At 60.1% G+C, this 26461-nt stretch carries 23 protein-coding genes; 9 read left to right on the forward strand and 14 right to left on the reverse strand.

Features of this window, described 5'->3' with window-relative positions; genetic code table 11:
* Window positions 1–10: 10 nt before the first annotated feature.
* Entirely contained in the window at window positions 11–1831 is a 1821-nt protein-coding gene (locus FNU76_RS20990) for a M61 family metallopeptidase (RefSeq protein ID WP_144280012.1), read from the forward strand.
* A 14-nt stretch (window positions 1832–1845) separates the two neighbouring features.
* Here the strand turns inward: FNU76_RS20990 and FNU76_RS20995 are convergent, their stop codons facing one another.
* Window positions 1846–3093 carry a D-amino acid dehydrogenase gene (locus tag FNU76_RS20995; protein ID WP_308418651.1) on the reverse strand — a complete coding sequence of 416 codons (1248 nt, stop codon included), beginning with the start codon at window positions 3091–3093 and terminating at the stop codon, window positions 1846–1848.
* A gap of 437 nt (window positions 3094–3530) precedes the next feature.
* On the opposite strand from FNU76_RS20995, the gene FNU76_RS21000 reads away from it, so the two are divergent.
* The 3 genes from FNU76_RS21000 to FNU76_RS21010 all read left to right on the forward strand — a co-directional run bounded on the left by FNU76_RS21000 (window position 3531) and on the right by FNU76_RS21010 (window position 8060).
* Window positions 3531–5384, forward strand: a complete 1854-nt coding sequence (locus FNU76_RS21000) for an ATP-binding protein (RefSeq protein WP_144280014.1) — start codon at window positions 3531–3533, stop codon at window positions 5382–5384.
* Between the two features lie 594 nt (window positions 5385–5978).
* Entirely contained in the window at window positions 5979–7094 is a 1116-nt protein-coding gene (locus FNU76_RS21005) for a helix-turn-helix transcriptional regulator (protein ID WP_144280015.1), read from the forward strand.
* Between the two features lie 72 nt (window positions 7095–7166).
* Entirely contained in the window at window positions 7167–8060 is an 894-nt protein-coding gene (locus FNU76_RS21010; RefSeq protein WP_223879124.1) for a DMT family transporter, read from the forward strand.
* 337 nt (window positions 8061–8397) lie between these two features.
* On the opposite strand, the gene hpnC is transcribed toward FNU76_RS21010, so the two are convergent.
* Both hpnC and FNU76_RS21020 read right to left on the reverse strand, forming a co-directional pair.
* The gene (hpnC, locus tag FNU76_RS21015) at window positions 8398–9237 is read right to left on the reverse strand and encodes a squalene synthase HpnC (protein ID WP_144280016.1); all 840 of its coding nucleotides are present in this window, start codon (window positions 9235–9237) and stop codon (window positions 8398–8400) included.
* 50 nt (window positions 9238–9287) lie between these two features.
* Window positions 9288–9506: a hypothetical protein gene (locus FNU76_RS21020; RefSeq protein WP_144280017.1), complete on the reverse strand. Its 219-nt coding sequence runs from the start codon at window positions 9504–9506 to the stop codon at window positions 9288–9290.
* A gap of 168 nt (window positions 9507–9674) precedes the next feature.
* Here FNU76_RS21020 and FNU76_RS21025 point away from each other — a divergent pair, with 168 nt between their 5' ends.
* Window positions 9675–9977 carry a PilZ domain-containing protein gene (locus tag FNU76_RS21025; RefSeq protein WP_179958229.1) on the forward strand — a complete coding sequence of 101 codons (303 nt, stop codon included), beginning with the start codon at window positions 9675–9677 and terminating at the stop codon, window positions 9975–9977.
* A gap of 10 nt (window positions 9978–9987) precedes the next feature.
* Here FNU76_RS21025 and FNU76_RS21030 read toward each other — a convergent pair whose 3' ends face one another.
* Window positions 9988–10551: a hypothetical protein gene (locus FNU76_RS21030; RefSeq protein WP_144280019.1), complete on the reverse strand. Its 564-nt coding sequence runs from the start codon at window positions 10549–10551 to the stop codon at window positions 9988–9990.
* Between the two features lie 267 nt (window positions 10552–10818).
* On the opposite strand from FNU76_RS21030, the gene FNU76_RS21035 reads away from it, so the two are divergent.
* Window positions 10819–12390, forward strand: a complete 1572-nt coding sequence (locus FNU76_RS21035) for a leucine-rich repeat domain-containing protein (RefSeq protein ID WP_179958230.1) — start codon at window positions 10819–10821, stop codon at window positions 12388–12390.
* Window positions 12391–12528: 138 nt separating this feature from the next.
* On the opposite strand, the gene FNU76_RS21040 is transcribed toward FNU76_RS21035, so the two are convergent.
* The 3 genes from FNU76_RS21040 to FNU76_RS21050 form a co-directional block, all read right to left on the reverse strand.
* On the reverse strand, window positions 12529–13857 hold the full coding sequence (locus FNU76_RS21040; RefSeq protein WP_144280021.1) for an NHL domain-containing protein: 1329 nt from the start codon (window positions 13855–13857) through the stop codon (window positions 12529–12531).
* Window positions 13858–14141: 284 nt separating this feature from the next.
* Complete coding sequence (locus FNU76_RS21045; protein WP_144280022.1) at window positions 14142–14621, reverse strand: VOC family protein; 480 nt, start codon at window positions 14619–14621, stop codon at window positions 14142–14144.
* A 74-nt stretch (window positions 14622–14695) separates the two neighbouring features.
* Entirely contained in the window at window positions 14696–16339 is a 1644-nt protein-coding gene (locus FNU76_RS21050; RefSeq protein ID WP_144280023.1) for a methyl-accepting chemotaxis protein, read from the reverse strand.
* Between the two features lie 109 nt (window positions 16340–16448).
* On the opposite strand from FNU76_RS21050, the gene nudC reads away from it, so the two are divergent.
* Window positions 16449–17267 carry an NAD(+) diphosphatase gene (gene nudC, locus FNU76_RS21055; RefSeq protein WP_144280024.1) on the forward strand — a complete coding sequence of 273 codons (819 nt, stop codon included), beginning with the start codon at window positions 16449–16451 and terminating at the stop codon, window positions 17265–17267.
* A 59-nt stretch (window positions 17268–17326) separates the two neighbouring features.
* Here nudC and FNU76_RS21060 read toward each other — a convergent pair whose 3' ends face one another.
* From FNU76_RS21060 to radC, 7 genes are all read right to left on the reverse strand, one after another.
* Window positions 17327–18049, reverse strand: coding sequence for an ABC transporter ATP-binding protein (locus FNU76_RS21060; RefSeq protein ID WP_144280025.1), 723 nt, complete (start codon window positions 18047–18049; stop codon window positions 17327–17329).
* A 7-nt stretch (window positions 18050–18056) separates the two neighbouring features.
* Entirely contained in the window at window positions 18057–18827 is a 771-nt protein-coding gene (locus FNU76_RS21065; RefSeq protein WP_144280026.1) for an ABC transporter ATP-binding protein, read from the reverse strand.
* Complete coding sequence (locus tag FNU76_RS21070; protein WP_144280027.1) at window positions 18820–19965, reverse strand: ABC transporter permease subunit; 1146 nt, start codon at window positions 19963–19965, stop codon at window positions 18820–18822. Before FNU76_RS21070 ends, FNU76_RS21065 begins: the two co-directional genes overlap by 8 nt.
* A gap of 19 nt (window positions 19966–19984) precedes the next feature.
* Window positions 19985–20914 (reverse strand): branched-chain amino acid ABC transporter permease, encoded by a 930-nt coding sequence (locus FNU76_RS21075; RefSeq protein ID WP_144280028.1) that lies wholly within the window; start codon window positions 20912–20914, stop codon window positions 19985–19987.
* Window positions 20915–21105: 191 nt separating this feature from the next.
* Complete coding sequence (locus FNU76_RS21080; RefSeq protein WP_144280029.1) at window positions 21106–22377, reverse strand: branched-chain amino acid ABC transporter substrate-binding protein; 1272 nt, start codon at window positions 22375–22377, stop codon at window positions 21106–21108.
* Window positions 22378–22726: 349 nt separating this feature from the next.
* Window positions 22727–23770, reverse strand: a complete 1044-nt coding sequence (locus FNU76_RS21085) for an SPM autocatalytic domain-containing protein (protein WP_144280030.1) — start codon at window positions 23768–23770, stop codon at window positions 22727–22729.
* Window positions 23771–23885: 115 nt separating this feature from the next.
* Window positions 23886–24578, reverse strand: coding sequence for a RadC family protein (gene radC / locus FNU76_RS21090; RefSeq protein WP_144280031.1), 693 nt, complete (start codon window positions 24576–24578; stop codon window positions 23886–23888).
* Window positions 24579–24665: 87 nt separating this feature from the next.
* Here radC and coaBC point away from each other — a divergent pair, with 87 nt between their 5' ends.
* A complete protein-coding gene (gene coaBC, locus FNU76_RS21095) occupies window positions 24666–25859 on the forward strand; it encodes a bifunctional phosphopantothenoylcysteine decarboxylase/phosphopantothenate--cysteine ligase CoaBC (protein ID WP_144280032.1) in 1194 nt (397 codons plus the stop codon).
* Window positions 25856–26326 (forward strand): dUTP diphosphatase, encoded by a 471-nt coding sequence (gene dut, locus FNU76_RS21100; RefSeq protein ID WP_144280033.1) that lies wholly within the window; start codon window positions 25856–25858, stop codon window positions 26324–26326. Before coaBC ends, dut begins: the two co-directional genes overlap by 4 nt.
* Window positions 26327–26461 lie beyond the last annotated feature (135 nt).

Below are 26461 nucleotides of genomic sequence, written 5' to 3' on the forward strand. Positions count from 1 at the left end.
GATGGCCCTGATGAAGCCCGCTATTCGCTACGAGATTTTTCCCGCTGCGCCCGAGGCGCATCTTTTCGACGTTACGCTGACGGTGGAGCAGCCCGACAGCGCCGGGCAGGTGTTGAGCCTGCCGGTATGGATACCGGGCTCCTACCTCATACGCGAGTTCGCCAAGAATATCGTCACCCTGGTGGCGGAAGACGCTGACGGTCCGTTGGCGGTCAGCAAGCTGGACAAATGCACCTGGCAGGTCGCCCCGGCCAAGGGGGCGCTGACCGTACGCTATACCGTCTACGGCTTCGACCTGTCGGTACGCACGGCCTACCTGGACCAGACGCGCGCTTTTTTCAACGGCACCAGCTTGTGCCTGGGCGTGGTCGGCCAATTGGATGCGCCGGTGGCGGTCGAATTGCACGCACCCAGCGGTAAGGAATACCGCGATTGGCGCGTGGCCACCAGCCTCAAGCCACTCAAGGCCAAGCCCTATGCCTTCGGCAGCTACACGGCGGCCAACTACGACGAATTGATCGACCACCCGGTCGAGTTGGGTGATTTCACCCTGATCCAATTCAAGGCCTGCGGTGTGCCGCACGACTTCGTGCTGTCCGGCCGCCTGCCGCGCATCGACTCCAAGCGCCTGGCGCGCGACGTCAAGGCGATCTGCGAATACCAGATCAAATTGTTCGGCGAGCCGGCGCCGTTCGATCGCTATGTGTTCATGACCTTTGTCAGCGGCGACGGCTACGGCGGCTTGGAGCACCGCGCCTCGACAGCCCTGATGGCCAGCCGCGACAGCCTGCCGCAACCCGGCGAAACCGGCATGAAGAGCGCTTACCGGCAGTACCTGGGCCTGATCAGCCACGAGTATTTCCATACCTGGAACGTCAAACGCATCAAGCCTGCCGCCTATGCGCCGTATCCTTCCGCAGGCGAAGCCTATTCGCGCCTGCTGTGGGCCTTCGAAGGGCTGACCAGCTATTACGACGACCTGGTGCTGGTACGGGCCGGCCTGATCGAGCTCGATAGCTATCTGGAGCTGCTGTCGCAGACCATCACCGGTGTCCTGCGTACCCCGGGCCATACCGTGCAGACGCTGGAGGATTCCAGCTTCGATACCTGGATCAAATACTACCGCCCGGACGAAAACGCGCCGAACAGCATGGTGAGCTACTACACCAAGGGCGCCCTGGCCGGGCTGTGCCTGGATCTGCATATCCGCAGGCAAACCGGCGGCAAACGCTCGCTGGACGATGTGATGCGCACCTTGTGGCAACGCTACGGCCGGGATTTCTACGAGGGCAAGCCGGTGGGCGTGCCGGAAGCGGCCTGGGAGGCGGTGGCGGAGGAGGTGACCGGACTGGCGCTCAAGCCCTTGTTCGACCACTTCTTGCGCAGTACCGACGCTTTGCCGCTACAGGAGTCGTTGGCCGAGGTGGGCATCCAATGGCAGGCGCGCGGCCAGGTCGGCGCGGCGGACAAGGGTGGCTGGCTGGAAAAGAGCAAGCCGTCCGGCGTCTGGTTGGGCGCCCGTATGGGCTCGGATAGCGGCTTGGTCAAGTTGAGCCATGTGCTCAGCGATGGTCCCGCCATGGCGGCCGGACTGTCGGCCAACGATGTGCTGGTGGCCATCGATGGCCTGAAGGCAAGCCAGGCCAACCTGGATGCCGCCTTGGTCGCGGCCAAGCCAGGCGACAAGCTGGAGGTGCTGGCATTTCGCCGCGACGAACTGATGAAGTTCAAGGTGAAACTGGAAGCGGCCCCGGCCAATACGGTGGGCTTGAAGGCCGTGGAAGACGATGCCGCCAAGCTGGAAGCGCGCAAGGCCTGGCTGAAAAGGTAGGCCCGTCCTGCTGTTCAACTCCCCACGAAGTCGAACGCCAGCTCTGGCTGCTTCCCGGCGATGATATCGGCGATGGCGCGGCCGGAGCCTGGGCCTTCGGTCCAGCCCAAGGTGCCGTGGCCGGTATTCAGGTAGAGATTGGGCAAGGCCGAGCGGCCGATGATGGGGACGTTCGATGGCGTGGAAGGGCGCAAGCCGGTCCAGTATTGCACCGAGTTGGGATCGGCCGAGTTGGGAAACAGCGAGAAGTAGCGCCGCGTCAGGGCTTCGCAGCGCACCGGGTTGAGGTCGGTATTGTAGCCGTTCAATTCCGCCGTGCCTGCAATGCGGATGCGGTCGCCCAGGCGGGTGTACACCATCTTGACCGCATCGTCTGTGATGCTGATGGTGGGCGCGCCGCTATAGTCCTCGGTCGAGATCGTGGCCGAATAGCCCTTGGTGGGATAGATGGGCAGATGGACGCCCACGGGCGCCAATAATTGCGGGCTGTAGCTCCCCAGGCAAACCAGGTAGTAATCGCCCTGGACGTCTTCCTGCCGGCCCTCGCTATCGCAGATCCGTACACCGCTGATCTTGCCTCCTTCCGCATGCAGGGCGCGGATGCAGGTATTGAAGCGGAATTCCACGCCGCGCTCGGCGGCCAGCTCGGCCAAGCCCTGGGTGAAGAGGCGGGCATCGCCCGATTCGTCGTCCACCGCATAGACTGCGCCGCTGAGCCGGCCTGCCAACCCTGCCAGTGCCGGTTCCAGTTCGATGGCCCGTTCGCTTGTAATGGCCTCGCGGTGACAGTTGTATTGCCGCATCAGCGCCGAGGCATCCGAGGCGGCATCGAAACTCTGCTGGTCGAAATAGACTTGCAGGATGCCGCGGGCAAGATGGTCATATCGGATGCCGGTGGACTCGCGCAGGTAGCGCAGCGTGTCGCGGCTATACAGGCCCAGATTGACCATCTGGATGATGTTGCGTTCGGTGCGGCCGGGTGTGCACTCGCGCAGGAATTGCAGGCCCCAGGCCCATTGGCGCGGGTCGAGGCGGGGGCGGAACAGCAAGGGCGAATCGTCGCGCCACAGCCACTTGAGCACCTTCAGCGGCGCGCCGGGATTGGCCCAGGGCTCGGATTGCGATACCGAAATCTGGCCGCCATTGGCGAAGCTGGTTTCCAGCGCGGCCTCGGGTTGACGATCCAGCACGGTCACGTCAAAGCCGGCTTCGCGTAAAAACCAGGCAGAGCTTACGCCGGTTATGCCGGCGCCCAGAATCACGACTTTCAACTGCTTCTCCTTGTTGCTACTGCATGCGATGTTTGCATCACTACTCCAGCGCGCCTAATAATAAGCTAAGGATGCACTGAAATATTGCGCGAACTCAACTCGCAGCTCACCACCCGGCAAAGCCGGGTGCTAGCGGTCCGTGGTAAATCAACGATCCCTCGCTGTTTTATTCCACGCCCCCCGCCCTCGCACCCGTAAAGGGTAGGCCGTGGTTGTAAGCCCCTAAAGGGGCAACAACCACGCACCCGCCGCGAGGGAGCCTCGCTTGCGCTCGTTAGCGCATTACAATCAGAGTATTCCTAAGGAAGCGTGTTTTGACTGCGATCCAGCGGTGGAGCCGGTTTGCCGGCTGTGGCATGGTCAGGCATTGTTAGCGCTTTCGCCGGTCGCGGCAGAAAATTATCCAACAAAAATTCGGGAGCTGTTTCATGACCCTCACGCTGCGCCGCGCCGTGGTGTTCGCAATTCTGGCGGGCCTGTTGGTACCAGGTATGTTTATCAGTTATCTGACCCTGCAAAGACAGGAGGATTCGCTGATCAAGCGCCTGAGCGAGGACCATAACCGCATTACCGAGATTCTGGTGTTGGGCATGCAGGAGCCGCTGTGGAATCTGTCCCCGGATACCGGCGCGCCCTTGATGGCATCGGTGATGAGCGACGAGCGTATCGTGCGGGTGATCGTACAGGACGCCACGCTGGGTACCTTCCTGGAAAAAAACAGTCCGGAACGCCGCCAGGGCAAACTGAAGACGCTGTCGCAGAGCGTGACCAAGCAAGGCAACGTCATCGGCAAGGTGACCGTGGAGATGGACGACGGCACCGCACTGGCGTCCATACACCAATACCAGCGCTATTACTCGCTGACGGCAGTGATCCAGCTGCTGGCCAGCCTGGGGTTTATCCTGCTGATCCTGCAGAAGCGCGTGCTCAACCCCCTGCAACGGCTGATGGCGGAGTCGATCAGGCTGGCGCGGCGCGATCTTTCCACGCCCTTCGAATGGAAGCGCCAGGACGAAATCGGCAAGCTGGGCCAAAGCCTGGAAATCACCCGCCAGTCGCTGCATAGCCTGTTCGGCGAGCTGGAAAGCAAGAACAAGGAGCTGGAAGCCGATATCCAGCAGCGCAAGCAGATCGAACATGCCCTGCGTTCCAGTGAGGACAGGTATCGACGCCTGGTGGAATCGACCAATGTGGTGCCCTGGGAGGCCAACCCGGCCGAGTGGCGCTTTACCTATGTCGGCCCGCAAGCCGAGACCCTGCTGGGCTATCCGCTGCATATCTGGTACAGCGAAGGCTTTCTTACCAGTTACCTGCATCAGGACGACCGGCACCTGGCGTATAAGTTGTTTACCGAAACGCAGGACAAGGACAATACGATCGAGTTCGAATGCCGCATGCTGGGCGTGGACGGTAAAGCGGTCTGGGTGATGCTGGTCGCCACCGCGATTCCGGACGAAACCGGCGAGCGGCATCTGCAGGGTTATCTGATCGATATCTCGGTGCGCAAATCGACCGAGATCGAGCTGAACCACTATCGCAATCATCTTGAAGAGCTGGTCGAGCAGCGTACCAAGGCGCTGGCTGCTGCCAACAAGGAGCTGGAAGCGTTTTCCTATTCGGTCTCGCACGATCTGCGCGCACCGCTGCGCAGCGTGGATGGCTTCTCGCAGGTGCTGCTGGAGGATTACGCCGACAAGCTTGACGATGCCGGCCGGCAGTACCTGGGCCGTATCCGCCGCGCCACCCAGAACATGTCCAACCTGATCGACGATCTGCTCAATCTGTCCAAGTTGACCCGCAGCGAGGTGAACACTCAGCCGGTCAATTTGTCCGAAATGGCCGGCGATATCCTGCAGGAGCTGAAGCAGACCGATGCCGAGCGAGGCGTCAATATCGTCATCATGCCTAATCTGGTTACCGATGCCGACCCCAAGCTGGTCAGGGTGGCCATGCAGAATCTGCTGGCGAATGCCTGGAAATTCACCGCCAAATCAAACGCCGCCGAGATCAAGTTCGGCGCCACCCATATAGATGGGCAAAATGCCTTCTATGTATCGGACAATGGTGCAGGATTCGATATGGCCTATGCCGACAAGCTGTTCGGTGCATTTCAGCGCTTGCACAGCCCGCAGGAATTCGAGGGCAATGGCGTGGGCCTGGCGATCGTGCAGCGGATTATCAATCGGCATGGCGGCCGGGTATGGGCCAAGGGCTCGCTGGGACAGGGCGCGACTTTCTACTTCACCTTGCCGCGCCAAATGGAAAGACCGATGGGGCAATAATTCAGGCGTCGATATCAGGGAAGCGCTGGACAACCCTCACTCGCAGGGGTGTCGGCAGTTTTGCAGCGCTTCCCCAATAGTGGCGGGCGGCCAACAGGTCGCCCGCGCTTTTTTTGTATCTCATCGGCATGCGCCGGGCTGTTGTATGTGCTGCCTACACCCGATCCGCCGACAAAATTAAGGCCATCGTCTGTGCGCTGGCCTGGAGGGTTTTCCTCCTCCTCCGAGATTTCCTCCTCCTCGGGCGGATAAATGCAATATAAATACTTGCTTACCTACCGTCATCACCCATATGGTGGATAGCGTGCCATTCTTGCCGGGATATGGGGGCTAGTGGATAGAAATGCGGGGTGTTGTTGGCTGTATGCGTGGCGCCAGGCGGCTGCAGCTATCCGCGCAAGCGCTTGCTACTCCCTATATAATTATGATCAATTTTTCGCTTATCGATTCCGCTCTCTTGCTCTCCGCCTGTGCGGGCGGCGCCTGGCCGATCCGTGTCCGGAACCGGCTTTGCCGCCCCTCCCCGAATTTAAACGCTTGTGCGGGGAGGGTGGCTTGTAGAGAATGCGGGACACAAAATAATTAAGCCCAAGCATGGCAGAGAACAAACTGCGTCAATACGACCTACTGGTTACCTCCATTCACGCCGTCGTCCTTGAGCCGAATAAATGGGACGGATTGCTGCGCCGCATCGGCGAGGCCGTGAGCGCCACCTCAGGTGGTTTCTACCTGCGCGACAAAGCCACGGGTAAGCCTTTGCAATGGCATAGCTTTGGCCATAGCGAAGCAGTGATCGCCAGTTATGCCGATAAATATCTGCAGATCGACCCTTGGACGGCCATCATCGACCGTACCCCGGTCGGTGAATGGATATGTGAACACCAGCACTTCGACGATCGCTTTGTCGCCCAGAACGAGTTCTTTCAGCACTATATGTTGCCGAATGGATTGCGTAGGGTGATAGGCGCGCGCGCCTTCGACGACGGTCACAACGAGGCCATTATCGGCTTTCAGCGGGGTCTCGATGCCGCGCCGTTCAATGAAGGCGAAGCGGAGCTGTTGAAGCGCTTGTCGCCGCATATCGAGCTGGCTTGTCGCTTATCCACCGAATTTTCCCGCTTGCGCATGCAGGCGGCAGTGGCCAGGCAGGCGCTCGACCGCTTGGCAGCGCCCCTGTGGGTGGTGGATGGCGAGGGAAGGGTGTTGTTCGCCAACCATGCCGCAGAAATAGGCGGCTTGCCCGGTATATGTGTGCGGCAGGGCCGCTTGGTGGCCGACGCGCCAAATATCCATGCCCGGCTTGCTTCGCTATTGCAGCAGGCCAGCGCACGGCAGGCGCAGGGTGGCGCCCTGGCCTTGGAGCGGACCGATGGTGGCCGCCTGACCGTGCTGGTCGCGCCCCTGCCGGCCGATTCGCCCCTGGCCGCCGATTCGCAACGGCCCTTGGTCCTGCTGATGGCGCATGACCCCAGCGTCAGCGAAGCGCAACCGCTGGATGTCCTGGCCGCCCTTTACGGCCTGTCGCCGGCGGAATGTCGCCTGGCTGCCCTGTTGCTGGAAGGCTGTACCCCTTCGGAAGCGGCGGAGCGCTTGCAGGTGCAGGTCTCTACCGTCCGTACCCAGCTTAAGTCCATGTTCTGGAAGACCGGTACGCATAGGCAAGGCGAGCTGATGAAACTGCTTTCCGGCGCACTGTTGTTGAAGGTCTAAGAGCGGGCAGAAGGGGCGGCATATATTTCTGCATGGGGGCGAGGCCTATGGCAGAGACCGGTAAAATGGGCTATGTCCAGCCGCTCTTCTCCCGCTTCGGTGCTTCGCCCCCTACATACCCGCATACTGCAATCCGGCTCCTTCTGGATGTTGCTGGCATCGGTGTTGTTCGCGTGCATGGGGGCCATCGTCAAGCTGGGCTCAGCCCAATTCAGCACGGCGGAGCTGGTGTTCTATCGTTGTTTTTTCGGGCTGCTGGTGGTGGCCGGCGTGATAGGGGTGAGAGGCGGCTCCCTGCGCACCCCGGTCCTGGCCAAACAATGCACCCGGGCGATCGCAGGCACCGCCGCGCTGATGATGTCCTTCTATGCGATTTCGCACCTACCGCTCGCGACGGCCGTCACGCTCAATTACACCTCGCCCATGTTCCTGGCGCTGTTCACCACCATCTGGTTGCGTGAAAGACCCTCGTTCAACCTGCTGCTGGCCGTGGTGCTGGGCTTTTTCGGGGTGATACTGCTGCTGCATCCAACCTTTGCCCGCGAACAGTGGCTGGCCGGCTTGATCGGGCTGGGCTCGGGCTTCGGTGCCGGCATCGCCTACCTGAATGTCCGCATGCTGGGGGAGGCCGGCGAGCCGGATTGGCGCACCGTGTTCTATTTTTCCCTGATCGCCACCCTGGCGGCCGGCGTCTGGATGCTGTTCGAGCGATTCAGTCCGGTGACCGCCGACAATATCTGGATACTGCTGGGGATGGGGGCATGCGCCACCTGTGCGCAACTGGCGATGACGCGCGCCTACCGTACCGGCCGCACCCTGGCGGTAGCCAGCCTGACCTACACCACGGTGCTGTGCTCAAGCCTGTTGGGGGTGTTAATTTGGCACGACGCCTATCCGCCAAGCAATTGGCTGGCGGTGGGGTTGATCATTGCTAGCGGGTTGATTACTACGCGTCGGTCCGAATAGTCCTGCTAGGCGGTTTCTTCGCTAACCTTCACATCCTTCACATCCGGTTCATTACATTCGCACGCCGTGCAGCGAACTCGGCCTCGACTAGGTCTCCCGATAGGCCTTGGCCTTTACGCATTGAGACTCGTCCGAGCTCGACCTTGCGTTGCAGGAAAGCGTCGTACTCGCGTACTTCGTCCGAGTGTTGAATGAACTGGCGCAGCACCGACGATACTAGGCTACGTTTCAACATGGTTTGGCCTTTAGTGTCTAAAACATTCGACATATCTGTAACGGAGAAATGCCCACCGATGCTTTCGAAAAAACTCCGGGTGAGGACTTTCGGTAGATATCACTAAGATCGAATCGCCCTCGGGAAAATCGCGCGCAACAACAACATGGGCCAATCCAGGGCCCCCAGCTTTGGGCGCCGGCGGAACACATCGTAGTCGGCCGCTTCGATCTTCTTGAGAATGGCATCGCCGCCCAGCACGGTAAGACGGATCTCCAGTCCCAGCCGGCCGGGCAGGGTGGTACCCAAGGGAGAGCCGGCCCGCAGCAGCCGGCGGGTACGGTCGATCTGGAAGGCCATCAAGGCGCGCCAGTTCGCATCCACCTGCGCCGCCGCGATCTGGGCTTCGGTGACGCCGAAGCGCGCCAATTCGTCTTGCGGCAGGTAGACCCGTTGCTTTTGCCAATCCACCGCGACGTCTTGCCAGAAGTTGATCAGCTGCAGCGCCGCGCAGATGCCGTCGGACCAGGCGAGTTGCTTGCTGCCTGCCTGCCCGGCCAGATGCAGCACGATACGGCCAACCGGGTTGGCCGAGCGGCGGCAGTAATGCATGACTTCGCCGAAGTCGGCGAAGCGGGTTTTGACCACATCCTGCGAGAAAGCATCGAGCAGGTCGCGGAATAGTTGCACGGGAACCTTATGCGGCACCAGCACCTGGTCGCGCAGATCGGCGAATAGCGCGCTTTGCGGCGCCAGGCCGGCTTCCAGGCGGTCCAGCTCGGCGCGGTAGCCATCCAGCAGGGCGAGGCGCTCGGCAGGGCCATGGTCGCCCTCGTCGGCGAAATCGTCGGCGGTGCGGGCAAAGCGATAGACGATGGCGATAGGGCGCCGCATCGCTGGCGGCAGCAATAGCGAGGCGACCGGGAAGTTCTCGTAATGATCAACGGCGTAGGTATCGGACATAGCGGCCGATTATACGTGGCCGCTCCGCTGGCCGCCCGGCCCGACGATTTTCAAGCGTAGGTATCGATCTTGCCTTGGTGCGCGGAGATATTGGCGGAGGTCTGGTTCGACTGCTGCACCCGCTCCAGGCCGGCTTGTGAAATGGCCGCCTTTTTGCGGTCCAGGCGATCCGCTCCGCGTTGCACATCCTGCATCAGGATGCGGGTGGATTCCTGCAGGGTCTGCGACAGACTTGCGCTATAGGATTTGACTGCGCCCATGCTGGACATGGTTGGACTCCTGTCGAAACGGGTTTATTTTTCCATACTATATGACGGCTTCGGGGTCGTGCACAGGGCCGGCGGATAAGCGGAAGGTGCGCGCGCCGAAATTTAGGATTGTGCCGATATTGAAGGTTGACTACTCTGCCTCAACGCCATTCCGTCCCGAGACTGCATGTGAGCCGTAACAAGCGCATCAACCGCCGTATCCCGCTGGCTTGCCCGGCGCGTATACGCACCCTTGATCTTGGCCCCAGCTACTACGGCACCTGCATCGATCTCTCGGTGGGAGGGCTGACCGTGCACAGCGATTTCGTCCCTAGGCCCGGCGAAATCCTGGAAGTCACGGTCATGCCGCCGCGCACCAACGGCCTACCGTCGCAACCGATGACTGCCAGGGTCAAGGTACGTCGCTGCCACGAGCTGGAAGCGGGCCTGCGCTATGAGATCGGCTTGGAGATCGTGCAGATACTGGAGTAAGTGCGCTTCATCACGCCAGTGTCACGGCATACAACTCAAAGGACAGTGCCTCATCCTGGAATAGATTGACCTGGTCTTGTATGCACCGGGTTCGGCTTGTCCCGGTTTCGCTGTAAGTGCCGGTGCCGACATCCCCTACGTAAAATATGTCGTTGCGTCGGAAATCGACTGCAAATCCATGCCTGTCGCCTTTTAATTCCATCGAGACGTAATATATCCCCGCGTTCAGGGCATCGATTTTACTCTCCAGCGAGTCGCTGGAATCCGAATCGGACGCAAAATCGTGCATTGCCTTCCGGCAATTGGTGGCAGCCAGCTTCAGCTTGTAACCCTTTGCCAAATCAGGAAGTCCACCAGCCGAGAAACACCCGCCGTCCTGCAGTTTTTGACGCGAGGCTATTTTGTCCAGTCGCTTGGCGACCGTATAGATTTCGGCCGTTGGCGTCATGCCATTCAAGCTCTTTTTTATCCAGTCAAATGCGAACGAAGCGCATATCCCTCCGGTGGAGTGCTTTTTTGAAAGCGAAATTTGAAGTGCCTCGGATATACCTTCGCTGATCGTTTTTTTTGGCATTTCCCTTTATCCTTTCGGCATTATATGCATCGCCTATCCATGTTGCGGCGATGACGGTGCGGCTAATTATAAATATCACGCAAATATGGTCAGGCTACGCGAAAGGGGGTGGTATTTAAATAATACTTAAGTATAGGACCGACAGCGCAAGTGCTCTTGGCACTATCGATAGCGCGGGTGCAAATTCAGAAGAACATGTTCATCAATGCCTCTAAGCGATGAAGCGACATGGGAGATCGTTGCCTGTGGATCGCGGAAGGAGCTGTGATGGATCTTGTGATACCTACTCAATCTACGTATGCCGAACGATCGGCGGCGAGGGCGTCGGCGGCCGCCGCTTCTCCGGAAAGTATCACCGAGCTATGCGATTTCATCCGCCATGACGATCCACGCCATACGGAAGTCGATCTGAGCGGCAGGCGGCTGACCCGCTATGAATTGACGCAATTGAGCCAGGCGTTGCGCGGCAATACCCAGGTGCGGAAAATCAATCTGCGCAATAACGGTATCGACGCGGCCGGCGCCGCCATTCTTGCCAAGGGGCTCGGCGCCAGGCTTGTCGAACTGGATCTTGGCGGCAACCATCTCCGCGACAAGGGCGCGTCTTACTTAGCTATGCTGCTGCGGTCCACGCCGACGCTGGCTAGCCTCGACATCAGCCGGAATGGGATTGGCACGCGCGGTGCGATGCTGATTGCCGACGAGTTGCCGCTGTTATCAAGCCTGCGCAAGCTGGACATGAGCGGTAACGAAATTCACTGCGGCGGTATCTGCGTACTGGAAGCACGTTTGGAACATTCCCCCTTGCTTGCGGTTTATTTGGCCGCGAATCCCGGATGGTCGCCCTTGGACAGAAAGGGGATATTAAGGCAGCCCAGGTTGGCCAGGGTTTTTAATGCAAAAATTCCGGAGATCCACGCGCGAATCGCGGCGAACGATCCGCAGTGCACCGAGCTTGATTTGAGCGGTCGTAGATTGGCGGGCGGCGATGTTTTTATTATCTTCTGCATGCTGGAAAACAATCAGCATATATTGAAAATCAACCTCAGAAGCAATGATATCGGCCATTGCCTACCTGGCCTGATCGGCCAGGGGGGCTGTTGCCGCCTGATTGAGCTCGATCTAAGCGGCAATGGGATATTTTACAGTTCGATCAATGCGATTGCTGATTTCCTGGCGCAATCGGCAACGATTCGAAAGATGGATCTTAGCGGAAATTATATCCTGGACACCGATATGCCCCTGTTGGTTGAAGGTCTGCGCCGAAACACCAGCCTGACGCATCTGGATTTGAGTGCAAACTTATTTAAAATGCCCGGCGTACGAGTGCTAACCGCCAATTGGTCGGAAGCAGGAAATATCAGGCGCCTGGACTTGCGCGACAATAGCCTGGAAAGCGATGCCGCCAAATTGTTGGCACGATGGTTGTCGTCCAATGCCACGTTGACCGGATTGGAACTTGATCTGAGCGGAAACATTTCGATGGGTAACAGCGCCGCATTTGAGTTAGGCAAGACCTTGCCGAGCATCAAAGGGTTGCGGTGCCTGGCCTTGCAAGGGTGCGGCATCAGCGATCCAGGCGCCGAAGTCCTCGCCCAGGGACTTGGACGCAACCAGACCGTGGTGGCGGTCGATTTGCGTGGGAATTATATCGGCCCGGCGGCTGTCGGGCCGATCAAGGAAGCCTTGCGGGACAATCGCAGCCTTACCGACTTCGACCTAAGCGACAATCTCCTGCCCAGCCGTAGTGTCTGGGAACTTGGCCACCGGCTTGCAGTTCCCGAGTCGAGCTGGACTGACCGATTAAAGCTGATTTTGCAGCGATTTTCCGTTTTTTAGTGCAATGCTTGCTGAGGGAAACCCTGATTTAATACGCCTACTAGCTTCTCCCGGTATCTATTTCCGGCGTCGCAGATCGGCAGGGGGCTGGCGATCTGCGACCGTACCTACTTCAAGGATAACGAACTGCCCTTGACTTTACTGTGCGCCAACCTGTTGGATGCGATGTTTCAGGGTATCCGCCACAAAGAGGTCGCCGTATCTATTCGCAACTAAATGACGAGGTTTTTCAAACCAATCTGGCGCGCCGGTGACGGGATCGGTTAGCAGGATCGTCGTATTGGAAAATAATGCCGTAACCATCCCATTGGTAGCGATTTTTTGGATATATCCCACGCCATTATCAAGTACATAGATGTTGCCGGCGTTGTCTATGGTCAGGCTCATGGGCTCAACAAAATTCGGGGTTGCGCCCGCTCGGCTTTGAGGCCCGCCATTTATGCCTGCCAAGGTGCTAACCACGCCAGAAGGGGTGATTTTACGGATTGCGTTATTGAAACGATCCGCAACAAGGAGATTGCCCTCGGCGTCCACGACCAGGCCGCTTGGATTTCGAAAACTGGCCGCAACACCTACGCCGTCTTCCTTGCCCACGCTGCCGCTGCCCGCCAGGGTGGTGACCACGCCCGCTGGGGTTATCTTACGGATCAAGTGGTTGGCGGTATCTGCCACATAGACATTCCCGGTAGCGTCTACTGCCAGGCCCTCCGGGTTGTAGAACGAGGCCGACTCCCCCGTGCCGTCATTACGCCCATCCTTGAGGTTGCCGGCCAATGTGCTCATCACCCCGGCAGGCGTGATCTTGCGAATTCGACTGCCATCCGAGACGTATACATTGTCCAAGGCATCCACGACCAATCCGAAGGGAGAGAATTCGGATTCGTTCCGAGGAGAGCTCACGTCATTGTTTCGCTTAACGCCGCTCGCAAATGTCGTGACGACACTAGCAGGACTAATTTTTCGAACCGCGTTGCCGCTTGCAACATATAGATTGCCTAAACTGTCCAAGCCTAGTCCCGTTGGCGAAGTAAAGCGGGCTTGGAAGCCAATACCATCCTGATCTCCTGGGGTGCCGTGAATTGGAGGCCCGGCAAAGGTGGTGATGCCAAGAACCGCAGCATGGCACGATACAGCAATGTTTGAAATGTTGGCCGCCCCCATCTTGCCGGCGGCATCTCGTAGTGTGCAAACTTCCGTAAAGCCTGCCGGCTGTCCGACGACCTTCACCTCATAGTTTTCTCCGGCCTGTAATTGACCGGGAAAGGAAAAACTACTTACGTTCGGCGGTATCGTGATGATGTCTTGGCCATTCGACAGAATAAGGCCCGTAGCAGATAGACCGCTGACCGTACCGCCCAGGGTATATTTAGCACTGGGCGCCGGGTGTGATTTATCCCCGCCACCACACGCGGAGATCAAGGCGACCAAGGGGACGAGGCTGATGTAAGCGGCAATACTCTTTTTCATAATCCGAAACACGCTTTAGTAAAAAAGAGAAATTTACTCAAAAACAACATGGCTGATTGTCGAAAAGACTGCAATATTTCTGGTTTTTTGCATTGTCTGGGGCCGCACAGAGTCATCCCAGCCCTGTTGGCCCTACGGATAATTGGATAATTGAGCCGTGCATCACATAGAGAGGGCTGTGCGGTGGATTTCGTCAGGAAATAGATTTAATCAAGGAAGGAGGCCGGAGTATTAATTGACCCCCCCAAAAAAAGCGCGGGAATATTTGCCAATGGGACAGCTCTTCAACCTCGCAGGGCGGCTTCGATCGCGGCGATGTCGATTTTCCCCATCTGCATCATCGCCTCGAAGGCGCGCTTGGCCCTGGCACGATCAGGGTCGGTGTACGCGGCGGTGAGGATGCGTGGGGTGATCTGCCACGATAAGCCCCACTTGTCCTTGCACCAACCGCACTCGCTCGCCTGGCCACCGCTTTTGATGATCGCATCCCACAGGCGGTCGGTTTCGGCCTGATCGTCGGTCGCAACCTGGAAGGAGAACGCCTCGCTATGTTTGAATGCCGGACCGCCGTTCAGGCCAAGACAGGGGATGCCCATCACCGTGAATTGGACCGTCAGGACGTCGCCCTGCTTGCCATCTGGATAGTCGCCCGGCGCGCGATGGACAGCGTCCACCGTACTGTCCGGGAAGGTCTCGGCGTAGAATCGGGCTGCTTCTTCGGCGGTGCCGTCGAACCACAGGCAAATGGTGTTTTTGCTGACCATGATGAATCCTCCGATAGACCCGCTTGCGGGTCGTTTGTTGTTTTATGGGTCGCTTTCCGCGACAGGCTGAATCGCTACTCCGTCCGAAACACCGCCAAGGTCCCATCCAGCTGCTGGGAAGTCTCGCCCAATTGGCGGGCGGCATCGCCCATGCCCTCGGCTTTGTCGCGATTGGCACGCATGGTTTCGTTCAGCTCGCTCAGGGCCGTACGAATCGCGGCGACGGCCTGCCTGGCCGATTCGGCATCGGCGGCGGTCTCGCCGACCACGCCGCTGGTGTGGGCCATCAGCTCGGCGGTACTGGCGATGGCTTCATCGACCGTGCTGGAGGCGCTGACCAGGCCATCGATCTGGCGGGCCTGGTCTTCCACCTGGCCATTGGTCGCTTCGATCGTGCCGAGGATGCGGCTCACCATCGTATTGGTCTTGGCGAGGGTCTCCTGAGTCTGTCCCGCCAGTTTGCGGACCTCGTCGGCAACCACGGCGAAGCCGCGCCCTTGTTCGCCGGCCCGGGCCGCCTCGATGGCGGCATTCAGCGCAAGCAGATTGGTCTGGTCGGAGATATCGGCAATGGTGCGCAGAATGCCGGTGATCTCGCGCACATTGGCCGAGAGGGTCTGGAACGCCCCGGTGAATTCGCGGTTGGCCTGTGCGCCCGCTTCGATCTGGCCGGCCATGGCCTCGATCTGTACACGGGCTTCACTCAGCTTGGACTCCACCCGGCCGATCTCCGTTCTGAGGGAGCCGGCACGCTCGGCCGAATTGGCGGTGACCTCGGCGATCTCATCCGCCCGGCGCGTCACCTCGTCCAGGCCCTGGGCCGTCCGTACCGTGTCGGCCGACATGGCGGCGGTCTGTTCGGCGAATTGGTGCGACAGCAGGGCATTGCCGCCGGAGGTGGTCTTGGCTTCGCTCAGCGCGGTGCGAAAGCTCGCCATCAACTCGTTCAGGTTGCGGGCGATATGGCCCAGCTCGTCGCGTTGGCTGGCATCCACGGTCAAGGCCAGGTTCTTGTCGCGGGCAATACTGTCCATCGTCCGGCTGATCGCCTGCACCCTTCGCACGATAATGCCGACCAACAGGTACGATACCAGCATGCCCAGGACAAAACCCAGCGCGCCGATGGCCAGCGATTGCACCAGGGTGAAGCGCAATTCGGACTTGATCTGATCGATGCGGATATCGGCGCCGACCAGGTATTGCAAGCCGTTCTCGGTCTTGAGCGGAACAAACACCGTGCGGAAATTACCGCCGTCGGCGCTGTACTCGGCATAGGCTTGTGTGCCCTGTGCGACCGCCTTGGCGGCGCTGGCGGTGGCGTGGCCCAGCGGAGAGAAGTGTTTGCGATAGCGCTCTTGTTTTCTATCCTCGGCTGAGAAGGAAGCGGCCAGGTGGAGGAACTTGCCTTCGTGCGGCGCCATGAAGTAGAGGTAGGTCAAACCCACTTTATCGGCCAGTTGATGCAGCCGCAGTCCGTTGCGGGTGTATTCGGAGTCGGAAATGCTGCCGGCGGTATTGCCGCGCTGCAGATAGCTGTCGCCGACCAGGTCCGGCGCCGCGTTGGCCGCGGCGGCCAGGCGGCCGTCCAGCCCGGCGAAAATGGCTTGTGATTTCAGATAGTAGGCATAGCCCGTATAAAGCGCCCCGGTGATCAGGTTGGCAACAAAGAACATCGCCAGCAACTTGGCCTTTAAGGACCAGTCCTTCAGCTTGAGCATAGAGTGATCTCCGCAGGGCGGGCCATGGACTTAAAAGCCCGCTCAACCCACTATAAGCGATGAAAAGCTGGCGCGTATACTGACGCCTTTCCCGACAAGCTCCCCGCCCATGACCGTTTTTCTGCCTGCTGTTGAGCCCACTCTTCCCGCCAGCGAAGTGGTCTGGCATTTTGCCTTCGTCACCGGCAAGTTGCTGGTGCCCGACGAGGCGAACCTGCAATTGCTTACCGTCAGCCAGACGCTTTTCATGCCGTCGGCGCAGTCCCGCCACTATCTGGGGCGGCTGGAGGGCATCGACTGCTGGGCGTCTGTGCTGCCGGCCGAGCCGGTCGGCTGGAAGGCGGTGCCGCTGCGGGCCGCCATGATGCAGATGCCGGAACCGCTGATGATGGTAGCCGCGCGCGCCGCACAGGTGCTGGAGTGGGATAGGGCGCATCGGTATTGTGGCGCGTGTGCGACGCCTACCGAGATCCGCACGGGGGAGCGGGCCCGCGTGTGTCCGGCCTGCGGGCATATCGTCTACCCCCGCCTCAGCCCTGCCATGATGGCCCTGGTCTGGCGCGGCGAGGAACTCCTGCTGGCCCGTTCGCCGGGCTTCGCGCCCGGTATCTACAGCGCCTTGGCCGGTTTCGTCGAGGCAGGCGAGTCGATAGAGGATTGCGTGGTGCGCGAGGTGGCGGAGGAGGTGGGCGTGACGGTGCGGAATCTGCGCTACTACGGCAGCCAGAGCTGGCCCTTCCCGCATAGCTTGATGGTGGCGTTCACGGCCGAATGGGTGAGCGGCGAGATTGTGCCGCAGGAGGGCGAGATCGAAGCGGCCGGCTGGTTCCCCATCGATGCCTTGCCCGGCATACCGCCCCGTTTCAGTATTTCCGGCCATTTGATACGCGATACGGTTGCGGCCATCCGTGACGGGAGTCTGCGGTAACCCCCCCAGAAAAAAGGGCCCGTCAAAGACGGGCCCGAATTGCTCATGCTCAGGTCGGGCTAGTCGCCCAGATAAGCGTGCTGCACCTTCTCGTTGGCCAACAAGGCCTCGGCGGTGTCGGCAAAGGTGATTCGACCGCTTTCCATCACGTAGCCACGGCTGGCGGTCTTGAGCGCCAGTTTGGCGTTCTGTTCCACCAGCAGCATGGTCACGCCTTCGGCGGCGATCTGGCGAATGATTTCGAAGATCTTCTGCACGATGATCGGCGCCAGGCCCATCGAAGGCTCGTCCAGCAACAGCAGTTTGGGACGGCTGAGGATGGCACGGCCCATGGCCACCATCTGCTGCTCGCCACCGGACAGGGTGCCGGCCAATTGCTTGTAGCGTTCCTTCAGGCGGGGGAACAGTTCGTAGACGCGCGCCAGATCCTTCTGGATCTCGTGCTTGTCGTTACGGTAGTAGGCACCCATCAGCAGGTTTTCTTCGACGGTCAGGCGCGGGAAAATACCGCGGCCTTCCGGCACCATGGCCAAACCACGCGAGACATAGTGGTGGACCGGCAGGCGCGCGGTGTCCTGCCCGTCGTACACGATGGTGCCGGCCGCAGGCTTCACCATGCCGACCAAGGTCTTCAAGGTGGTGGTCTTGCCGGCGCCGTTGGCGCCGATCAGGGTGACCAGTTCGCCCTGGCGTATCTCCAGGTCGATGCCCTTGACGGCTTGAATGCCGCCATAGGCCACTTGCAGGCCTTTGACTTCCAACAGTTTCTTATCGTTGCTCATCTGTCCCTCAGTCCGGCGATGCGCCGAGATAGGCTTCGATCACGCGCGGGTCGTTCTTGACGGCCTCGGGCACCCCTTCGGCGATTTTCTTGCCGTATTCGAGCACGGCGATACGGTCGCACAAGCCCATCATCAGCTTCACATCATGCTCGATCAGCAAGATGGTGACGCCGTCGTTGCGGATCTTTTCCATCAGCTTCTTCAGATCCTCGGTTTCCTTGCCGTTCATACCGGCGGCCGGTTCGTCCAGCGCCAGTAGTTGCGGGTCGGTGGCCAGGGCGCGGGCGATTTCCAGCCGGCGCTGGTCGCCGTAGGAGAGGTTCTTGGCGGCTTCCTCGGCGTGCTTACGGATGCCGACGTATTCAAGCAGAGCCAGGGAGCGCTGCTTGATGTCGGCTTCCTCGGCACGGGTCTTCGGATCGCGGAAAACCGCCCCGATCACGCTGGCCTTGGTCCGCACATGGCGGCCCACCATCACGTTTTCCAGCGCCGTCATATTGTGGAACAGACGGATGTTCTGAAAGGTGCGGGCGATGCCGCTTTCCACCACGACATTGGGCTTTTGCCGGAACAGGTCGATGCCCTTGAAGGTGAACTTGCCTTCATCGGGTTGGTACAAGCCGGTCAGCACATTGAACAGGGTGGTCTTGCCGGCCCCGTTCGGGCCGATCAGACCATAGATCTCGCCCTTGTTGATCGACAAGGCGACATCGCTCAATGCGTGCAAGCCGCCGAATCGTTTGTTGATGCCGGAAATCTCAAGCAGTAGCTCAGCCATGGCTGGCCTCCTTTGCGGCGGCGTCGGCGGGCGTCGCGTCTTCCTCGTCGTGGAACTCGGCCTTGCGTTGCTTCGACGGCCATAAGCCTTCCGGCCGGACCAGCATCACGAAGATCAGGGCAATGCCGAACAGCAGCATGCGCAGGTTTTCCGGATTGACCAGACGTTCGCCCAGCAGCTTGTCCTGTAGCGGATTAACAACATCGCGCAACACTTCCGGGGTCAGGAACAGCAGGATCGCACCCAGGATCACGCCCGGGATATGTCCCATGCCGCCCAGAACGACCATGGCGAGGACCACGATGGATTCCATCAGGATAAAGCTTTCCGGCGAGACGAAGCCCTGGAAGCTGGCGAACATGGCGCCGGACACGCCACCAAAGCTGGCGCCCATGGCGAATGCCAGCAGTTTGACGTTACGGGTATTGATACCCATCGCCTGCGCCGCGATCTCGTCCTCGCGGATGGCCACCCAGGCACGGCCGATACGCGAGCTTTGCAGGCGTACCGAAACCAGGATGATCAACAAGGCCAGACCCAGGAACAGGTAGTAGTACAGATGCAGTTTCTGGAACTCGATACCGAACAGGGTGATGGATTGCGAGAACTTGTGGCCAAAAAGCGACACAGGTTCGATCAGGTTCACACCTTGCGGGCCATTGGTGATGTTGATCGGGCGATCGAGATTGTTCATGAACAGACGCACGATCTCGCCGAAACCCAGGGTAACGATGGCCAGGTAGTCGCCACGCAGCTTCAGCGTGGGAGAGCCCAGCAAGACCCCGAACATGCCCGCCAGCAATGCCGCCAGCGGCAACACCACCAGCAAAGGCATATGCAGGATCCACTCGAAACCGGTGCCCGCCAGCATGGGCACCAGGTGCGGTGAGTTGAGCAGCGCGTAGGTGTAGGCGCCGACCGCGTAGAAGGCGATATAGCCGAGGTCCAGCAGGCCGGCGTAGCCCACCACGATGTTCAGGCCCAGGGCCAGCATGATGTACAGCATGGCCAGGTCAAGATTGCGCACCCAGGTATTGCCCAGGGTGGCTCCCATCACGAAGGGCAGCACCGCCAGCACCACGGCGAAGATCGCCATGCCGGCATAGGCGGCTGTCTTGGATTGTTTGATTGCTTGCATTTGCTTTGGTCTCCCCGGATCAGGCGCGTTCGGCCACACGTTCGCCCAACAGGCCGGACGGACGGAACACCAGCACCAGAATCAGCACCATGAAGGCAAAGATGTCCTGGTAGTGACTACCCAGTACACCGCCGGTAAGTGGGCCGAGGTAACCGGCGCCAACGCTTTCGATGATGCCCAGCAGGATACCGCCGGCTACCGCGCCCGCCAGATTGCCGATACCGCCCAGCACTGCCGCGGTAAAGGCCTTCAGGCCGATCATAAAGCCCATGGTGGGGTAGGCCAGGCCATAGTTGGCGCCAACCATCACGCCGGCGACGGCGCCCAGGCCGGAGCCGATCACGAAGGTCATCGAGATGACGTAATTGATATTTACGCCCATCAGGCTGGCAACCGGCTGATTCATCGAAACCGCACGCATGGCACGGCCCAACTTGGTCTTTTCGACCATGATCAGCAAACCGCCCATCACGAGGATGGCAAGCACGATGATCACGATCTGCAAGTCGGTGATGATGGCGCCAAATACATTGTGCGGCTCATGCGGCAGCAGGTCCGGGAAGGAACGGGGGTTGTTTTTCCAGATCAGCACCGCAACCTGTTGTAGAACGATGGAAATACCGATGGCGGTAATCAGTGGAGCAAGACGGGGTGCTTTGCGCAGCGGCCGGTAGGCGACTCGCTCGATGGTGAAACCGAGCAGCATGGTGATCGGGATAGCGATCATCAAGCCCGCAATGACCATCAGGGGACCGGGCAGGTTGATACCGCTGCCGGACAAAAGACTGATAGCCGATATGGTGATCATGGCGCCCATCATCACGATTTCGCCGTGGGCGAAATTGATCAGCTGGAGAATGCCGTAGACCATGGTGTAGCCGAGTGCGATCAGCGCATAGATACTGCCGACCACCAGACCATTGATAAGTTGCTGAATGAAAATATCCACGCGTTGACTCCTCGTCTTGTTGCGTGAGGGAAAGCGATTCGTGCCAAGGAAGGCAGGCGAAACCCCATGCGCCCTATTTTTATATATCGAGCGCGGCCAGATTGTGACCGGGGTATGACTACCGTTGTAGTTAGGGAAAACCGAATTGAAAAAGGCGGCGTCTTTCGACGCCGCCTTTTACTGTTGCCGCTTTACTGCTTTTTCTCTTCTTTTTTCGCTTCGGCCGGTGCGGCGGCAGCTGCCGCGGCAGGCGCAGCGGGGGCTGCAGCCGCGCCACCCACGGTCGCGACGGTTTCCCACTTGCCGCCCTTGACCTGATAGACGGTCACGGAACCGCCGACGATGTCACCCTTATCGTCGAACTTGATCGGGCCGGTCACGCCGCTGTACTCGATCTTGGCCAGCTCAGGCAGGTACTTGGCCGGTTCGGACGAGCCAGCCTTCTTCATCGCTTCGACCATGACGCGGGTGGCGTCATAGGTGAACGGTGCGTAGATCTGGATGTCGGTGTTGAACTTGGCCTTGTACTTCTTATCGAAGTCGGCGAAGCCAGGCATCTTGTCCTTCGGCGCGCCCGGCTGCGAGGCGAACTGGCCTTCGGCGTTGTCGCCGGCCAGCTTGATGAATTCGCCGGTCTGGAAGCCGTCGCCACCCATCAGCTTGGCGGCAATGCCGAGCTTCTTGATCTGCTGCGCCATGGGACCGGCTTGCGCGTCCATGCCACCGTAGAAGATCACGTCAGGCTTCTTGCCCTTGATCGTGGTCAGAATGGCCATGAAGTCGGTGGCCTGGTTGGTCGTGAATTCACGGCCAACAACGGTCACGCCCTTGGCCTTGGCGGCCTTTTCGAACTCGTCGGCCAGACCTTGGCCGTAGGCGGTACGGTCGTCGATGATGGCGACCTTCTTGGCCTTCAGGTTATCGGCTGCGAAGGAGCCCAGCGCGCCGCCTTGCGACGAATCGTTGGCGATCACGCGGAAGGCGGTCTTGAAGCCTTGTGCGGTGTAGGTCACGGCGGTAGCCGAGGGCGAGATCTGCGGAATGCCGGCGTCGGAATACAGCTTGGAAGCCGGAATGGTGGTGCCGGAGTTCAAGTGGCCGATCACACCGACAACCTTGGCATCCACGAAGCGCTGTGCCACGGTGGTGGCGGTCTTCGGGTCGGCCTGGTCATCTTCCGAGATCATCTCGAACTTGACCTTCTTGCCGCCGATTTCGACGTTTTCGGCGTTCAGTTCCTCGATGGCGAGACGTACGCCATTTTCGTTGTCCTTGCCCAGGTGAGCGATGTTGCCGGTCAGCGGACTGGCGTGGCCGATCTTGATCACATTATCGGCAGCGGCCGGAGCGGCTGGCGCTGCAGCAGGCGCTGCGGCTTCTGCGCTGGGATCTTCTTTCTTCTCGCCGCAAGCGGCAAGCGCCAACACGGCAGAAGCAATCAGGCTGTAACGAGCCAAGGTCATGTATGTTCCCCTTTTTGACAAACGCGGTATTCCGATGGAAAAAGCCACATTAACGCGTGGCCCTTTTATCAAGGCCAAAATGCGTGCGGAATAGTGCGCCCGAGCTTTTGCGCTTGTCAACGAGGGAAAAACCGTGTGGCAAAACCGCGAATGCGGCCTGCAAAAAGGCTTGTACGGGAGTGTCCCGGACGTCCGGCGGGAATGGCCGTCGTAAACCTGCAACAATGCGCTCGGGCACCGGGCCGAAGCGGGAAAAGCCTTGATTTTTCGGCGCAGCGGCGCCTCGAAGGGTGGCTGGGGGCAGGTGTCGCCGGTCATGGCCGACGGGTCCGCCAGGGGCCATGCATATTTAAACGGTTAAATCGACCTGTTGTACCGTGCCGGCTCGGCCATTTTCGCTGAGATAGACGCCGGAACGGCGGATTTGTCCCTGCGTCCGGTTGTTTTCGTCGTTCAGCGCGAATTCTGTTGCGGTATTGCCAAGGTAGATCGCGCCGATGCCGAGCTTTTCCAGGCTGACCAGGCCGGCCCGGCCGGACGCGTCGCGGGTCCACAACTGCAGCTTGCCCCACACCGCGTCGTTCTCGTCTATCCAGCCATTGCGATCGTCGTCGTGCTCGGCCAGATCGGCGAAACCATTACCGCTTTGCGCGCCAAACAACTCGCGGCCGTCATTGATCGCGCCATCTTCATTGCGATCCAGGGCCAAGAAGCCGCTGCCGGTTTCCAGGAAGGAGATATGGTCGGCGCTACCATCGGCGTCCAGGTCGAATGCGATCTTGTCATGACTGAGGGTGGCCGATGGCGCGGCGTAGTTCAGCACCAGCGGATCCTTGCGCATGCCCGGCGTGGCAATCGATATATGTACATTGCTCTCCTGCCGGAATTGCCGTTCCAGTTCCAGGACGGCGCTGAATGCCATGCGACGGCCATCTTCGGTAACGATATGGCCGCTGGCGGCAAAACGGCTGCGTTCCACCTCCTGCAGCACCTCATGGTATTGATAGTCGGCTCGCCAGTCGGCCCGGCGGCGCGCCGATGGTGCGGCGGAAGCGGTTGCGTCAGGCGCCGGGACGGCTGGCACGCCGGCCGGCTGGGGGCTACGGCTGCGCGGGGGCGCGATGCTGGTGATATCGATATCGCGGCCGGTCAGGTTCTTGACCAGTTGTTTGATCAGATGCCAAAGCGGATGGCTTTCCAGCTGCTGTCGGATATCCAAACTGGCAGCATCCGCCTGCTGGGCGGCCCGCGCCTCCGACGATAGCTCGACCATCTGGTCGGGGGGAGGGGGAGGGTTGCGCCTGATCTCTACCCGCAGCTGTTGTTCCACGCTGTGCTGACGCGCAGCCTCGTGCTGGCCAGCGAGCTGGACCTGCGATTGCTGGATTTTCATTATCGTTCTCCCGGCCGCCCTGACTCGGCCTTTGCTTCTATATATCGGCGGGGGAGGCGATACCTTTATGTCAAACAGGGCGAGTTAGGAGTTCGCCAGATAGGCGGTAGGCGGCTCAGCGCAATCTATCCGGCGCCATATGCCCCAGCTCGGCCAGGGAGCTGACGCCGGCGCTGCAGACCACGAAATGATCGAGCAAGCAAATATCCAGCAAGGCCAGCGAGCGCTGCAGGCGGTGGGTCAGCGAGATATCGGCCGTGCTCGGTTGCGTGCAGCCGGAGGGATGGTTGTGCGCGACAATGATCGCGGCGGCGTTGCGCAGCAGCGCGCGCTTCGCCAGTTCGCGCGGATAGACGGCGGCCTGGTCCACGGTGCCACGGAATAGAATCTCGGCAGCCAGAAGCTGATGCTGGCTATCGAGGAACAAGGCCCCGAACGCTTCGCTGGTTTCGCCGCCCAGCCATAGCCGCAGGTAGTCGCGGACCGCGCGCGAGTTGATCAACGCCTGCGGTTGTCGCAATTCCTCCAGCAGCAGGCGCCGGCTGATTTCGCTGATGGCCCGCAGTTGGGTAAAACTGACAATACCCAGGCCGGCCATGGCGGTGATGTCTTGCTGGTCGGCATGGAATAGCCCGGTCAACGAACCGAATCGTGTCAACAATTCGCGTGCCAAGTCCACCGCGCTTTTGCCCGGCAGGCCGACGCGTAGGAAGATGGCTAAAAGCTCGGCATCGGAGAGGGCGCTGGCGCCTTGGTGCAGCAGCTTTTCGCGGGGGCGTTCCTTTTCCGGCCAATCGGTGATGGGCATGGCGCTTGGGCAGGGGTGAGGGTTGATCTACAATTGCCGATTTTTCCGGCATGTTTGCGAAGGAAATACGATGCGCGGGGTAAAACCATGAGCCGTCCAAAGAGAATATTGCTTGGCGTGACCGGCGGCGTGGCCGCCTACAAGTCGGCCGAGTTGACGCGCTTGTTCGTCAAGGCCGGCTACGACGTGCAGGTAGCGATGAGCGAGGCCGCCACCCGCTTCGTGGCGCCGGCCACCTTCCAGGCACTGTCCGGCCGACCCGTGTTTACCGATCTGTGGGATAACCGGATCGACAACCATATGGCCCACATCGACCTGGGCCGAGAGGCCGATATCATCCTGGTGGCGCCGGCCACGGCCGACTTTATGTTCAAGCTGGCGCATGGCGCGGCCGACGACCTGCTCTCCACCCTGTGCAGCGCGCGCGACTGCCCGCTGCTGCTGGCGCCGGCGATGAACCGGCAAATGTGGGAGAACCCGCCCAACCAGCGCAATGTGGCGCAGCTGCGGCAGGATGGCATCACCCTGTTGGGGCCGGACGAGGGCGAGCAAGCCTGCGGCGAGACCGGTTTCGGCCGCATGCTGGAGCCGGCCGCCCTGTTCGAGCATGTCGAGAACGCCTTGCAGCCCAAATACCTGCAAGGCAAAAAGATACTGATCACCGCCGGACCCACCTTCGAACGCATCGATGCGGTACGCGGCATCACCAATTCCAGCTCCGGCAAGATGGGCTTTGCCATCGCCAAGGCAGCCATCGAAGCGGGCGCCGAGGTAATCCTGGTGGCGGGCCCTACGCCGCTGCCCACCCCGCTTGGCGCACGCCGGGTGAATGTTTCGAGCAGCCAGGAAATGCTCGGCGCGGTCAACGCCGAGGTGCCGCGCGTCGATATCTTCGTCAGCGTCGCGGCGGTAGCCGATTACTACGTGCTCAATCCATCCGAGCAGAAGATCAAGAAGGATGCCCATATCCTCACCCTGGAACTGGCACCGAACCCCGACATCCTCGCCAATGTGGCCGGCCTGGCCGAACCACCATTCTGTGTCGGTTTCGCCGCCGAAAGCGAAAACCTGCTGGAGTACGGCGAGCAGAAGCGTCGGCGCAAAAAGCTTCCGCTGCTGGTCGCCAATCAAGTCCAGGACGCCATGGGCGCCGAGGACAACGAAGTCTTCCTGCTGGACGACCACGGCCAACATAAATTGAACCGGGCGCCGAAGCTGGACATCGCCCGGGCCATCCTGCAACACACTGCCAAGCTTTACCGCGAGTACCACAATCCATGAAAAGACAAATCGACGTACGCCTGCTCGACGAGCGCCTTACCGCCCAGCCTCCCGCCTATGCCACCGAGGGATCGGCCGGCCTGGACCTGCGCGCCTGCCTGGCGGAACCGCTGACCCTGGCGCCCGGCGCCACCTCGCTGGTACCCACCGGCATGGCCATCCACCTGGCCGACCCCGGCCTCGCCGCCATGATCCTGCCGCGCTCCGGCCTGGGGCATAAGCACGGCATCGTGCTGGGCAATCTGGTCGGCCTGATCGACTCTGACTATCAGGGGCAGATTTTTGTTTCCGTGTGGAATCGCGGGAACGAGACTTTCGTGATCCAGCCAATGGAACGCATTGCGCAGTTGGTGGTGGTGCCGGTTGTGCAGATGCACTTCAACCTGGTCGAGTCCTTTGATGCCAGTGTGAGAGGCGAGGGGGGCTTTGGTAGTACCGGCTTGGGGGTGTTGGCCGAGGCGCGGTAAATTGCGGCGATAGGGTGTGCGCTGCCTGGCACACCCATCTAAAAGAGAATTCAGTTTCATTTTCGTACTTGCGCATTAATTTGACGCGATAACTTCTGAATTTTCCGCAGCTTACGCAATAACATCTGAACTGGA

Origin of the sequence: Chitinimonas arctica (assembly GCF_007431345.1) — a bacterium.
GTDB classification, from domain to species: Bacteria; Pseudomonadota; Gammaproteobacteria; order Burkholderiales; family Chitinimonadaceae; genus Chitinimonas; species Chitinimonas arctica.